Annotated in this window: 14 protein-coding genes; 4 read left to right on the top strand and 10 right to left on the bottom strand. The window is 44.1% G+C overall.

Features of this window, described 5'->3' with window-relative positions:
- Positions 1–132: 132 nt before the first annotated feature.
- Positions 133–591 (bottom strand): Lrp/AsnC family transcriptional regulator, encoded by a 459-nt coding sequence (locus FKN05_RS02035; RefSeq protein WP_161427968.1) that lies wholly within the window; start codon positions 589–591, stop codon positions 133–135.
- Positions 592–759: 168 nt separating this feature from the next.
- On the opposite strand from FKN05_RS02035, the gene FKN05_RS02030 reads away from it, so the two are divergent.
- Positions 760–1,827: a PLP-dependent cysteine synthase family protein gene (locus FKN05_RS02030; RefSeq protein WP_161427969.1), complete on the top strand. Its 1,068-nt coding sequence runs from the start codon at positions 760–762 to the stop codon at positions 1,825–1,827.
- A gap of 204 nt (positions 1,828–2,031) precedes the next feature.
- Entirely contained in the window at positions 2,032–2,514 is a 483-nt protein-coding gene (locus tag FKN05_RS02025; RefSeq protein ID WP_099610197.1) for a copper resistance protein NlpE, read from the top strand.
- An 88-nt stretch (positions 2,515–2,602) separates the two neighbouring features.
- Here the strand turns inward: FKN05_RS02025 and FKN05_RS02020 are convergent, their stop codons facing one another.
- From FKN05_RS02020 to FKN05_RS01990, 7 genes are all read right to left on the bottom strand, one after another.
- On the bottom strand, positions 2,603–3,769 hold the full coding sequence (locus FKN05_RS02020) for a tetratricopeptide repeat protein (protein WP_099610196.1): 1,167 nt from the start codon (positions 3,767–3,769) through the stop codon (positions 2,603–2,605).
- Positions 3,753–4,433 (bottom strand): energy transducer TonB, encoded by a 681-nt coding sequence (locus FKN05_RS02015; protein WP_099610195.1) that lies wholly within the window; start codon positions 4,431–4,433, stop codon positions 3,753–3,755. Before FKN05_RS02015 ends, FKN05_RS02020 begins: the two co-directional genes overlap by 17 nt.
- Positions 4,408–4,809, bottom strand: coding sequence for an ExbD/TolR family protein (locus FKN05_RS02010; protein WP_099610194.1), 402 nt, complete (start codon positions 4,807–4,809; stop codon positions 4,408–4,410). The genes FKN05_RS02015 and FKN05_RS02010 overlap by 26 nt, the downstream gene beginning before the upstream one ends.
- Complete coding sequence (locus FKN05_RS02005) at positions 4,793–5,296, bottom strand: MotA/TolQ/ExbB proton channel family protein (RefSeq protein WP_099610193.1); 504 nt, start codon at positions 5,294–5,296, stop codon at positions 4,793–4,795. The genes FKN05_RS02010 and FKN05_RS02005 overlap by 17 nt, the downstream gene beginning before the upstream one ends.
- The gene (locus tag FKN05_RS02000) at positions 5,290–6,585 is read right to left on the bottom strand and encodes a MotA/TolQ/ExbB proton channel family protein (protein ID WP_170886746.1); all 1,296 of its coding nucleotides are present in this window, start codon (positions 6,583–6,585) and stop codon (positions 5,290–5,292) included. The genes FKN05_RS02005 and FKN05_RS02000 overlap by 7 nt, the downstream gene beginning before the upstream one ends.
- Positions 6,585–7,286, bottom strand: a complete 702-nt coding sequence (locus FKN05_RS01995) for a DUF3450 family protein (protein WP_161430494.1) — start codon at positions 7,284–7,286, stop codon at positions 6,585–6,587. Before FKN05_RS01995 ends, FKN05_RS02000 begins: the two co-directional genes overlap by 1 nt.
- 577 nt (positions 7,287–7,863) lie before the next feature.
- Positions 7,864–8,718: a Tim44 domain-containing protein gene (locus tag FKN05_RS01990; RefSeq protein WP_170886744.1), complete on the bottom strand. Its 855-nt coding sequence runs from the start codon at positions 8,716–8,718 to the stop codon at positions 7,864–7,866.
- Positions 8,719–8,909: 191 nt separating this feature from the next.
- On the opposite strand from FKN05_RS01990, the gene FKN05_RS01985 reads away from it, so the two are divergent.
- Positions 8,910–9,500: a TetR/AcrR family transcriptional regulator gene (locus FKN05_RS01985; protein WP_099610189.1), complete on the top strand. Its 591-nt coding sequence runs from the start codon at positions 8,910–8,912 to the stop codon at positions 9,498–9,500.
- Positions 9,501–9,515: 15 nt separating this feature from the next.
- Positions 9,516–11,387, top strand: coding sequence for an MFS transporter (locus FKN05_RS01980; RefSeq protein WP_161427975.1), 1,872 nt, complete (start codon positions 9,516–9,518; stop codon positions 11,385–11,387).
- A 59-nt stretch (positions 11,388–11,446) separates the two neighbouring features.
- On the opposite strand, the gene menE is transcribed toward FKN05_RS01980, so the two are convergent.
- Both menE and menC read right to left on the bottom strand, forming a co-directional pair.
- Positions 11,447–12,844 (bottom strand): o-succinylbenzoate--CoA ligase, encoded by a 1,398-nt coding sequence (gene menE, locus FKN05_RS01975; protein WP_170886742.1) that lies wholly within the window; start codon positions 12,842–12,844, stop codon positions 11,447–11,449.
- The gene (menC, locus tag FKN05_RS01970) at positions 12,841–13,833 is read right to left on the bottom strand and encodes an o-succinylbenzoate synthase (RefSeq protein WP_161427977.1); all 993 of its coding nucleotides are present in this window, start codon (positions 13,831–13,833) and stop codon (positions 12,841–12,843) included. Before menC ends, menE begins: the two co-directional genes overlap by 4 nt.
- Between the last annotated feature and the right edge of the window lie 11 nt (positions 13,834–13,844).

Here is a 13,844-nt window from a genome sequence, read left to right as displayed (position 1 = left end):
GCTCATGGGGATGATGAGAGCCATCCGTGGCCCTCACCAAAGGCCAGCCTACGGCTGTTCAAATTTGTTCCAGACAAATTTGTCACTCACTTGCCGCCTACCAGCAACTCCAAGTTGTTTGGGTATAGCATATTACAGCGGTAAAGCGGTGGTGTATTTCAAAGACTCCATCGCAAAGGTCGAGGTCACATTATTTAATCCATCCACTCGGTTAACGAGCTTTTTATAAAACTGGTCAAAGTGCTTCATATCTTTGACCAGTACCTTCATCATGTAGTCATACTCCCCTGCCATGCGATAAAACTCCATCACCTCCGGATATTCAGACACGGTTTCAGCAAAACCTTGATACCACTCATGCGAATGATCATTGGTTTTTACCATCACAAAGGCAATAAATGACAAGCCTAGTTGTTCAGGATCAAGTAAAGCCACTCGTTGCTTAATAATTCCCGATTCTTCTAGTTTTTTTAAACGCTTCCAACAAGGCGTTGTGGTCAAGTTGACCGCTTCGGCTAATTCATTGAGTGATAACGTCCCATCTTTTTGCAACATCGATAATAATTGCCTATCCACTTTATCCAATGACATACCCCCAGTGATAGAAAATATTTCTATAAAAGTAGCAAAACACAGGTAAATTAACCAACCTTTTCTCCACAACATGAGGTTAAATTACCTATATATTCTCATGACTTTCTGATCCATTTATGGACAGTTGAGAGTGAATTAACGTGCAAGATAATTAGGAAGAACCCTATGTGTACCGATCATCAATGGATTAACAATGCGATTCGTAAGATAGAAGCGGATTTTCAACGCTCTGCTGATACGCATTTAATCAAACTCGACCTTCCCTGTATTTCTGGCGTCGATCTTTATCTTAAAGACGAAAGTACCCATCCAACAGGGTCACTTAAACATCGCTTAGCTCGCTCTCTGTTTCTTTACGCTATTTGTAATGGTTGGGTTGGCCCTGATACGCCAATTATTGAATCGTCATCTGGAAGTACTGCCGTTTCTGAAGCTTATTTTGCTCGCTTACTTGGTTTGCCTTTTATTGCCGTCATGCCTAAATGTACTGCGCATAAAAAAATTGAACAAATTGAATTTTATGGTGGCAAAGCGCATTTAGTTGAGCGAACTGATCAGATTTACGCGGAATCTCATCGACTAGCTCAAGAATTAAATGGCCATTATATGGACCAATTTACTTATGCTGAGCGAGCCACTGACTGGCGCGGAAACAGCAATATCGCCGATAGCATTTTTAAACAAATGCAAAAAGAAGAATATCCGATTCCTACTTGGATCGTGATGAGCCCAGGAACGGGAGGAACCTCGGCTACCATTGGTCGATTCATTCGTTATCAACAATACAACACTAAACTATGCGTGGTAGACCCAGAAAACTCGGTCTTTTTTGACTATTATCACACCCGCAATCATGCGCTGACCTTAGAATGCGGCAGTAAAATTGAAGGAATTGGCCGGCCGCGAGTTGAACCCAGCTTTATTCCAAATGTCATTGATGAAATGCGAGTTATCCCAGATGCTGCGAGTATTGCGACCATTCATTGGCTAGAAACCATCTTAGGTAGAAAGGCTGGTGCTTCAACAGGCACTAATTTATACGGCGCATTATTATTGGCCAGCGAAATGAAGCAACGAGGCGAACGTGGATCCATTGTGACGTTACTGTGCGATAGTGGCGATCGGTATCTCGATACGTATTACAACCGTGAGTGGTTAAAAAACAATATTGCTGACCTCTCTCCTTATCTGGCCAAGCTAGAAACATTCCAATCTTCTGGTATTCTCGACTAGCTTTATACTATCCAAACTAAAGTCACAATCGGTCTAAAGCTATAGCCACTTTAAAGCTATAGCCAGCCTAAAACCATAGAGAGGTATCATACCTCTCTGATGCTTTATATCAAAAACATGACGCCTCCTTGACTCGCTCAACATAAATGACCGCAATAATAACCCCATCAACAACCACTTGAGTATGGATAAAGGAAAGGCATGATGAAAAAAACATTTTTCGCACTGAGTGCACTGACATTAATGTTGGCTGGCTGTGATAATACCGAGCCAACGGCGGCTACAACAGAGCCTGCGATCTCCTCACACAATGGCTCACAAACAGAGGCGGCAATCGATGAAACCTTTACCTCAGAGCACACCGCTTATAATAGCCTTGATTGGCAAGGCACTTATCAAGGTGTCCTTCCTTGCGCCGACTGCGCAGGAATAGAATATACCTTGACTCTAAATGACGATCTAACCTACACCCTAACTGAAATTTATCAAACGGATGAGGAAACTAAACCCTTGACTAGCACAGGGAAATTCCACTGGGATAAAAATGGTAGCGTGATTACCTTAGAAGATGGGTCCGACTCTGCTAACCAATATTTCGTAGGAGAGAATATTTTGATGAAATTGGATATCAACGGCGAAAAAATCACCGGTGATTTAGCCACACTCTATCATTTGAAAAAACAATAACTCATTCACTATCACTTCAAGTAACCATAAAGCGCTGGCCAATGGATCACTAGCGAGCGCTTTATGGTTACGGTTGAGCCTGATTAAATTACTCACGGGTTAAATAGTCGATTTGGCTTAACCATTGCGTCGCCAGTTCGTGGTAACGGGTACCAGCTAGACGCTGAAAAGAATCTCTCGCGCTATCCCAACGTTTTAATTCAAACTCACTAATGGCAGCGAGCAACAACCAGTAATGATTATTTTCATGACTTGCCTCTAGTCGTTTAAACAAATCGGCAGCCTGCTGCCAGTTACCTTGCTGATAAGCTAATAGGCCCTGTAGCGCATAAGTATCTTTTTTCTCTGATTTTGCTAACCATTCTGCTGCTTTAACTTTATCACGGGCTAATAAATAACTTTGCGTCAGCAAGGGTTGATAACGGGGATGATCACTGAGTTGAGGGTGTTGCTCTAGTACTTGTATCGCGCGATCAGGCGCATGAAAACGCAACAATAACTGTGCATATAACATCATACTTTGCTGTGGCAGACGATTCGCTTTATAAGCACTACCTAATGCATTCACCGCTTGCTTTTCCTGATCTAATTTTAAGAATGAGTAAGCATATTTTTCCCAATATTCAGCGTTTTCCGCATACTGAGAAACCAACCAGCGCAGTACTCGATTAGCATTATGCCAATCCTCTTGTTGCTGATACAAGGCGAGTAAAAAGCGTTCTCTTTGCTCAGTGTTCTGATACTCAACAGCACGTTCCATTGCTTTGGCTGCATCACGATAAGCTTGTCGGTGGAATAAACTGTATGCCTTTAACGAGTACAGCTCAGCAGACTGAATTGCCGACGCATTCTCTTCTATCGCTTGCATTGCAACAAACCAGTTATCAACCCGCTCAATAACGGTGTTATAGCTCTGAGTTTGATAATGCAATTGGGCTGACAAGTTCAGCAGTTCAGGTTTACGTGCCTTATCTTGATTAAGCCTTAATAAAGACTCTACCGCAACAGTTGCACAATCGTATCGGTTGAGTGCAACGCATGCTTGGAGTTGCAAGTGAGCAGCCATCTGCTGAGATTGCTGATCTGAAGATTGTACTTGTTGCACAAATCGCTCGATCGCACTCAATGTCGTCAAGGGATCTTTTTGCAGCTGCATTTGCAATCGTTGGTAAGTTTGATAATCGTCAACCTCAGAACTGACACAAGGCAGAGAAACAGCCAACCCCAAGGCGAGTAAACTATGTTTCCAGTTCATAGCGTATCGTGATCCTTTGCCATTGTTTTTCTTCGGGTGCCACAAATCGCCAACGAATGACCGCTCGTTTCGCTGAGCGAGCAAATACCCCAGGCGGCTCTTCTGCTACAACTTTAATCTCTTGTGCTCGCCCCTCTTGATCAAGATAAAGATCAAGTGTGACAAAGCCTTCGATCCCATCCCGTTTAGCTTTCGTCGGATAACGAGGTGGGATCTGAATGACAGGTTTAGCCTGTGCCATCGCGCTGCTGATCATACTGCCAACCCCATTCCCTTGCGGACTAAAAGTCAGATTGACGATTTGTAAATCAGGCTTATTGGTTTCTATTGGCACCTTCATATTGGGTAAAGATACTGAAGAATCAAATGCTAAGGTTGATAAATTCAATATGGTTGGTGGCGGTGGCATCGAGGCACTTTGTGGTGCTTGGCTAACGTCAACCGATTGATCTTGCTCTGGTTCCATATGCTCAAACGGCCTGGTATGAAAAACCGTTGACAAATGAATCGAGTGAACGCGATCAACCTTTTGATTGCCAAGTGTTAGCCAATACATAAGCCAAACTAGCGCAAAATTGATCAATAGAGCGATGAACCACGGTTGTTGCAACCAGCGATAGGGTAGCCATTGGCAATGGTTAGGATTCTGTAGCCACAGCGACATTGTTCACCCCTGCAATTCTAACTTTATCAATAACTTGGATAAGACGCCCACTATTAACTGATTTATCGACATCGATCACAACAGACACATTATTTGCTTGGGTGACTTTTTGTTTAATACGGCTTGTTAACATCGCGACCTCGACCGCTTGATTATCTAACCAGATTTGCCCCTGTTCATCGACCGACACGGTGACAGAAACACTAGAAAGGCTATCTGTAATCTGACTATTGGGACGCTCAACCTTGATCTGATTCTGCTGCTGGAATGATGCTGATAAAATAAAGAAAATCAGCAAGATAAATACCACATCGATCAAAGGAGTCATATCTACATTGGCTTGCTCGCTTGACTCTTCACTATGACGAAAACGCATTTTGCACCTCGAGTTGACGACGCAAACTCGCTAAGTAACGGCGCTTACGCTGGTTTAAGTGATGAACAAAATAGACCCCCGACAGCGAGGTGACTAAACCCGATAGCGTGGTAAGTAATGCTTGTGAAATCCCACCAGATAACTGACGTTGTATATCCAGTTGATTAAGCTGCTGAAAACTCTCAATCATCCCGTCGACCGTGCCAAGTAAACCCAACAGAGGTAACACCTTAACTAAAATTGATATCCAAGGAATCCCTTGATTTAACTGTTGCTCTGCTTGATTTAACCAAGCACGACAAACCGATTGATACCGATGATTCGATAACCCAATTTGCAAATTATATTGCCTCGTTATCTCAGGCACAAAGCGAGCGCGACAACGACTTTGATGACGATAAGCTTGTGCTATCAACCACCACATCACTATCGATAAGGTCATAATCCCCCAAACTAAAGGGCCAGCAGTATAAATAAAATTCAGCATTTACCCCCCTGAACGTCAGCTTGCTGACGGATCACTATCAACCCCGCGCTCTGCTGTTCCAGCACCTCAATCAATTGAGTACTTTGAGCTTTTAACCCGCAATGCAGCAGAAGCAGTGGCACCGCGACAATCAGGCCCATCTCTGTGGTTAATAAAGCTTGTGATATACCGCCAGACAACAGTTGGCTATCAGCACTGCCATGCTCAGTAATCATGCGAAATGTTTCGATCATCCCCCCAACCGTCCCCAACAGACCAAGCAGCGGCGGAATACTCGCAAAGACAGCAAGGCTGCCTACACCGATTTTAAAACTGGGTACTTCCTTGAGTACCGCTTCATCAATCACCGCTTCAAGCTGTGCACCCTGACATTTTTCGCTCGCCAGTATCACTCGCCCTAAAGCATTCCCCGCATTGGCTTGATGCGCCAATATTTGTGTATCAATCTCACGCTTCGCTTTTCTCAATGCCAAACCACGAACCACTGCAATTGCAACACCAATCATGCCGATCAATACGATCATAACCCCAACCACACCGGCTGGTTTGATACGCTCTAACCAAGTCGGTGCATTCGCTTGCTTATCAAGCAGTGCTCCAAAACTTGGGTCAATAAGCATCTGTTGTTGATCCATCCCTACGGTGGGTTGAGGTGCCATCTCCATCCAAGTTTTTTCACTTGGCAAATAGCGTAGCCAGCGTGGGCGATCCTTCATCACATACGCATTAAATGGGCCAAACTGAGTCACCTGAGCCAACTGCTGCTCACCATTTGCCAGCACAATGGATTGCTTACTGCGCAGCACCTTACTGGTAAAAACTGACTGTTCCAGCAACGCCACCCACAACCGCTTAATATGCGCCAGATCAACAGACTGTTCTTTTTTAGCCATAAACCCAGATTGGTCAAAGAGCCACAACCCATGAGGTGAAACACGCTGCATCATTAAATCGCCATGTTCGACCACGTGCTTAAAGACACTATTCATCGATTCACGTTGTGTTTGATATTGTGCTCTTCTCTGTTTCAAAGACGCTTGTAGCTGCAAAATACGATCTTCCAGTGCTATATTATTTGCATTGGTCTGTTTTAGTTTGTCTTGAGCACGAGCCAGCATGTGGCGTGCATCTCTTAACTCTCCAATTGCCTGTTTAACCCGTTGATCAGCTTGCTGTTTTTCAATCAATGAACCTTGCTTTACTTGTTCTAGTACTCGATCCAATTCAGAGGCGAGCACACTCGCTTGCCAGCCAATCGCCAGCGCTAACATTAGCCATACTGATTTCATTACATGGTCTCGATTTTCACTGCTGGAAGAGTGAGAAGTGTAGGTAACTGCTGGCCCTGTGCGACCTGCGCTGCGTGTTTTATGGAGCGGATCCACTCTGCTGATAAGGGTTGCCAACCTTGATCCCATACACCCGCTTTGGCTTCATCCGGCGTAAAGTAATAAAAACCTAACCGCCCGACTCGAACAAAGTTAACCAAATTACCATCCAGTTTCCCTTGCCAACTTTCCGTGGTATAGCCGTAGCTGAGTTCGACCTGATAGGCATCAAGTACAGAGAGAGTTTTTTCACCTTCAGATAAACTTGCATCAAACAACTGGCGGCGTAAATTTTCAATTCTTGCCTGGCGCTCTGCCAATAAAAAAGGCGCATCTGCTGCGACAAATTGCGCCAAAGAGACAACCATGTCTTCCAATAATGGGCCTAACATCATACGAGTTAAACGAAGTTGAGCTTGGCTTTCGTCCATCGCCACTAAGGCATTTTCAAGTTGAGCGACTTGTTTTACTAACAACTGGTGATACTTATCGGCCAACTGTTGTGCACGGATCACTTGGCGATATTGTTCGATAACCTCAAGATGTTTGTCATCAAGACCTTCCACCTTGATTTGTGCCTGTTGGCTAGCGATTAATCCCTCTGAATCTTGTTGCAAAATCTTATCTATTTTTTCAGCAACCGCGTTCCCTGACGCAGCCACACAACCCATAACCCAACACAATCGTACTCGATTCCGTATTTGCTTCTTTGTTATCAATACCAACCTGACCTCTCCGACATTACTCTCATCCCCAAATAACTTGGCGTTGCAAATAAGCGGTAAGTGAATGACAAACGTGCACAGCCAAAGGCTGGTCTTGGATGAAGGCCAAGAATGATTTTCACACATGAGCATAAATACACGATGTGATGAGGACAAACGAACGTTGCCAATACCGCTGCAGCTTCAAGTAACCAGGAGATAGTTAATTACCGTCATTTTCCGACAAATGCGTACATCGTCTGTGGGAAAAAATGGCATCAGTCTAAAAATTTACGGCGAAGACTATCATCAAATACAAATGATAACAATTATTATTCTTTATTGATGTTTTGAATAGATGATCAACTGGTTGGACACAATAAAAACAAACGATACCCAAACAACTTGGAATTGCAGGTAGACGGCAAGTGAGTGTCCCCTCAGTCAAAGATGACCGAAATAAAACTGAGCTCCAAATAGCATAACGCCCAAGACAAGCTTGGGCGTTAATCAATATGATCGGGGAAAAGGTTAATTAACCTTGAATACCAACAATCAACCACGGCGCATTGGGTACGCTAAGATCACGTTCTAAATGCCAAATATCTTGGATATCTTCTTCAATCTGCTCGCCAGCGTCACGATATCGTCCACTAAACTGTAAGCTTAATTGAGCTTTGTTCACATCATAATCGGCACGGACAATTTCCGCATCAACATACATGACATCGGTTTGTGGTTCGTGATCTAGCTTGGCACGCTCTGCTTTTAAATCTTCAAATAAGCTAGCTGAAACATATTCTTCTATGGTTTCAAGCTGATTATGATTCCAAGCCCCTTGTAAGATTCGGTAATGCTCGCGAGCACCATTAATAAATGCAACCTTATCAAATCCAGGTGGATAGTTATGAGGGACGTCGCTATGCCTTTGCCCACCAAAACTACCAGTAGGATTTGTCTGTTCAAAGTTGTGTACATTAGGCTGATTGACACTACTATACGCTGGCTGCTGATGTTGATTGATCGATGTTTGTTTGGCACCGAGTAACCCCCGCATCAGTTTAAAGATCACAAAAGCAATTAAGCCAATGATCAAAATATCCATAAACTGGATTCCTTCAAAGGCTCCGCCAAAGAAAGCAGCCAGTAATCCTCCTGCCAATAAACCACCCAGCATTCCGCCCATTAAACCTTTCTTATTCGACGTTGCTGCGGTCGTTTTTGCGGTGTCTTGCTGTTTTAATGTATTGGTATTTTGTTGTTTCTGCGCTGGGGCAGTTTTAAAGCTTTTACCAAATGATTTACCACCACCAAACTTTTTTGCGTCAGCGTGCGGTACGACCATCACAGATACCATCAGTAAAGCCATAAAAGAGAACAGACGTTTCATATTTATCCTTAAGCACTAGAAAGCTGTGTTACACACTATCATCATATCTGGTTCACTAAACCAAGCAAACTATTTGACTTTATTGACATGTATCAGAATATTGCAGCGCGATTCAGTTGACGCCCTATAAGGGGCTGTTTAGAATATCGAACATTGTTCATTTTTTTATTCTGCGAATTTAGTAGTCTATTATGGCCCGACGAAACGATCATACTCGAGAAGAGCTGGTCTCTTTAACCCTGAAAGCAGCCAAAGAGTTTTTGAGTAAGCATTCCTACCATGAAATGAGCTTACGCAAAATAGCCGCCATGATCGGGTATGTCCCAAGTACGCTGGTTAATGTTTTTGGTAACTATAATTTACTCTTGCTACATGTTGTGGCACAAACACTCGATGAATTGGCTTATGAAGCTAAATTAGTGGTCAGTCAATGTCAGGATCCGAAAAAAGCGCTGTACCTATTAGCCATTTGTTATCATGATTTTGCACACAAAAATCCTTATCGCTGGCAATTGATTTTTGAACACAATATGAATGGTGAGGTGTTACCAGAATGGCAAGCTGAACGAATTGAACAGATGACCAGTATGCTAGAAGGGCTATTGCAGATCATCGCACCGCATAAAACGCAGAACGAAATATTACGCACAAGCCGTGTATTATGGGCTGGCGTTCATGGGATAACCTTACTGAGTGTCGATGATAAATTCTTTGCTAAACAGCCGGTTGATGGTAAAGCGTTGATCGACGATCTTCTCACTCAATATTTGTCTAATTGGTAAGGTTAAGGAACACTAATGCCGCATTCTCAGTCATCGTTGTTGACTCAGCAGCGCTTCCTTCCCTACTTCATCACTCAGTTTTTTGGGGCTTTCAACGATAATATTTTTAAAAACGTTTTGTTACTGCTTGTTGCATTTGCCAGTGCTGATACTCTTACGATTTCCAGCCATCTTTTTATCAACCTCGCTGCCGGGTTATTTATTCTTCCTTTTTTCCTCTTTTCTGCCTCAGCGGGTGTGTTAGCTGATAAATATGAAAAATCAGAGTTCATTCGCCGTGTGAAACTGTTTGAAATCGTAATTATGTGTATCGGTGCGGTCGGTTTTATCACTGAAAACTATCTCTTACTACTGATCATGTTATTTCTGATGGGAACGCAATCAGCATTTTTTGGCCCAGTGAAGTATGCCCTGTTACCTCAACAACTCAAAACCCACGAACTAGTCGCTGGCAATGCCTTGGTTGAAACCGGTACTTTTTTAGCGATTTTATTGGGTACGCTTGGTGCTGGAGTGATTGCTTCTGCGGATCATGCACTGATGATTGCTGCGGGATCTGTTGTGCTATTTGCGGTATTGGGCTACATTTCTAGCTGGTTTATCCCTTCAGCTCCGGCTAGTAATCCTCACCTGATTTTTCAATGGCAACCGATACAACAAACACGCAAAACACTTGCAATTGCTAAAAGTGATCGCACCATTTTTCAAGCAATGATGGCGATCAGCTGGTTTTGGTTTTTAGGCGCGACTTATCTCACCCAATTTCCTAACTTTACCAAGCTTTTTCTCAATGGTGGTGAAAGCGCCGTCTCATTTCTACTGGCGCTATTTTCTATCGGGATCGCCATCGGTTCATTGGCCTGTGATAAACTTTCAAATCATCGCATTGAGATTGGCCTTGTGCCGTTAGGCAGTTTTGGTATTAGCCTTTTCGGATACTTAATGGCAAGCAGTATTCCTGCCACTTTACCTGCATTTGTTCACTTTGACGATTTTATTGGCTATGCCGCACTCTGGCCCCTGTTTAGTTATCTGTTATTACTCGGAGTATCAGGAGGGATTTTTATCGTCCCACTCTACGCCTTAATGCAGCAACGAGCCAAAACGACCGAACGAGCGCAAGTGATTGCAGCACTCAATATTTACAATGCACTGTTTATGGTGGGGAGTGCTCTACTCGGTATTCTTTGTTTAACACTTCTATCACTCAGCATTCAGCAACTATTTCTTTTACTGGCGGTACTCAATTTTTTAGTCGCCATTTATCTGTTCTTACAGGTGCCTATTTTTGTGGTTCGTTTATTGGTATGGGCGCTGACTCATACTATTTACCGCGTAAGACATAAGCATTTACACCACCTTCCAGAACAGGGAGGTGCACTGATTGTTTGTAACCACGTCAGCTATATGGATGCCTTATTGCTGAGTGCCGTTTGCCCGAGATTGATTCGCTTTGTGATGGAAGAGGATTACGCTAATCTTCCGATTTTAAGACGCTTTTTACGTCGCGCTGGCGTGATCCCTATTTGTGCCAATAAACGCAGCTCTATTCGTCGCGCTTTCGCTCATGTTGAACAAGCGCTACAAGAAGGACACTTGGTTTGTATTTTTCCTGAAGGTCGCTTAACGTCTGATGGTGAGATGAATCCATTTATGCGTGGGATGGACGTAATTTTAAAACGCAGCCCCGTACCGGTTATTCCAATCGCGATTAAAGGCTTGTGGGGCAGCTTCTTCAGCCGCTACCAAGGTCGAGCTTGTGTTGGTTTTCCGCGTAAATTATGGTCAAAAATTGAAATTGAAGTAGGAGAACCGGTTCCCAGCAGTGACGCATCAACCGAATTGATGCAACAACGTGTGGCCCAATTACGTGGTGACAGGCAATAAGAGCGGTTAACCTGTTTGGCTGTCGCGACAGCCAAACAGCTGATTTACCATCTCACTGACTACAGTGTGCGGTATTGCAGATAATGCTCGGTCAGCCAATCTTTCAGCGCCTGACGAGAAACTTTAATACCTTGATGCATTAGTGATTCAGGCATTGGTAAATAGTCAATGGGCCATTTAAACTTTTCTAGCCGAGTTGCACACCATTCATTCCCTTGCGCCACTGAAAAAGGCAATGTACTTTGTATCATCGCCAGTGGACGCGCACCAAAGATCTCATCGGCAACTGGGACAATAATTGCTTGTTGAATCGCTGGATGGCGATTAAGTATCGCCTCAATTTCTTCGCAATGGATATTTTCGCCTCCCGAGATAAACTGGTTATCTGCTCGGCCGATGATCACCAATTCATTCTCTTGCCAGTAGCCTAAATCTTTACTATCAAACCAACCCTGAGCATCTTTTAATGGTGTTAACTGACCGTGATAATAGTAACCACTCGCTAAGGTATCTCCTCCGATGTAAATACGCTTATCGTGCAGCTTGATGGTTCGCCCTGCTAACACATGGCCAGCACTAGGGTGGTTGTCAACTCGTTTTGCCGTGATCGTCGACGCCCCTTCTGTCATCCCATAGCCCAACCAAGTATCTATGCCCCGCTCTGCGGCTTGGTCAGCTAATAACGGCGGAATGTGACTTCCTCCCAACAAAACTCGGGTGAGTGTCAATGGCTGTTCATTGTCGAGCAGGCGTTTCAGTTGAGTGGCCACTAGTGAGGCATGGCTTACTCCTTGTATATCCCGCGCTAAATCGCCACTACCTATTTTTAAACACGCGCCAGAGTATAACCAACGGTAAATAATGGCTAATCCCGAAACATGATACAAAGGCAGGCTCAATAGCCAAGTATCTTGCTGAGTAAATGAAAACTCTCGCAGCAATCCTTCAGCAGATGCAAAATGTTGCTGGTGTGTATGGGCGACGGCTTTAGGTTCACCAGTTGAACCAGAGGTAAAAAGTAGTGTCGCTAATTGTTCAACCTGATAGCACGACCGCTGGCATGGCGCGCTAAACTCGACCTCTGAGTTTATTCTTAACCGTTTTATTTTCGGCCACTGCTGTAATAAGGTTGACTCAGCGACCCCAGCCGAGGGCGCGAGCCACAACCACGGTTGACCTGCGCCATACAGTGTTGCCAGTTTATTACATAATGAGGTGATAGGCTGAGGCATGGTCAACGCACAAAGTATTCCCTTTTGCATTGCAGCGAGTAACAAAAATACTGTCTCTGGATGGTTTTTCCCAACCAAGGTCAACACGTCACCTTGGGTCATGCCTGCCTGTTGCAAAAAACGAGCATATTGATTGATCACTCGAGTCAATTGTAGCCAAGTAAGTTGCTGATGCCCCGACAATAACGCGACTCGTTGTGGATCATGTCGTTGCCAAGGTGTCATGCCGACTGCCAAACCAACGTTTGCTGATCTAATGGCATTACCGGTAAATCACATCCCGGCCAAGCAACCTCTAACTGAGCGCTAAAAAGGCCGATGGTGTCTAATCCGGGAATCTCATTCGGTAAGTGAGCGTGAGCAAAACGGGCTAATTGGGTCAACCCTAAGCTTGATTCAATACTTGAGCTAATCACCACTTGAATACCTAAAGCCTGCGCTTTGTTAATCAGGCCGATACAGCACTCAACTGAGCCAATTAATGTGGGTTTAATGACGATCGTTTTTACCCCGGTTAAATCCTCAAGTTGAAAATCATCACGGCGTATTGCGTGTTGCAAGGTTTCATCCCACGCAATGGCAATTCCCGTATCAATAGCAAAAGAAAGGCTATCACTTGGTATTTGGCAGGGCTCTTCTATAAAGGCAATCCGCCCTCTTAACGAGGGAGTAATATAATGCGCAAACTTGGTCGCTTTTTCTTTACTCCAAGCACGGTTTGCGTCCAATCGTAAATAAAGTTCAGGCATCGACTCTAAAAATAGATTCACTAACATTCCATCGCGAATCGGTTCGTAAAGCCCAACTTTAACTTTTGCTATCTTTTGCCCAGGCATTGCATTCAACTGTGGGATTAACTCGTCGGGATCGCCAGTACATAACGGAGCAACTTGGTACTGACCAGCTTGCGGCAAACCATCAGCGAGTTCTAACTCTGCCATAGAGAGGCCAAACGCGACCGATGGAAAAAGGCGATCCAAACATAGCGATTGACCGTTGACCCATAATGCTAGCTGCTCTTTCGCTAACGCCCCAGCTTCTTCAAGTGACTCAAGACTAAATCCAGCCAAAGGAGCAATTTCACCCCGACCGATTTGACCATTTTCATGCAACTCAACGATAAACCCAACCCGTTCTGTTAGCTTTTCATTACGGAGGACCACTCCGCTATCCATGGGTAATCGATATTGGTACAGTTTTGCGCTGCGCCTCATACTGTCATATT

This window comes from Vibrio sp. 1-1(7), from assembly GCF_013048485.1.
GTDB lineage: Bacteria > Pseudomonadota > Gammaproteobacteria > Enterobacterales > Vibrionaceae > Vibrio > Vibrio fujianensis.
Note: the sequence above shows the minus strand (reverse complement) of the source record. Positions and strands in the feature narration are given on the sequence as shown.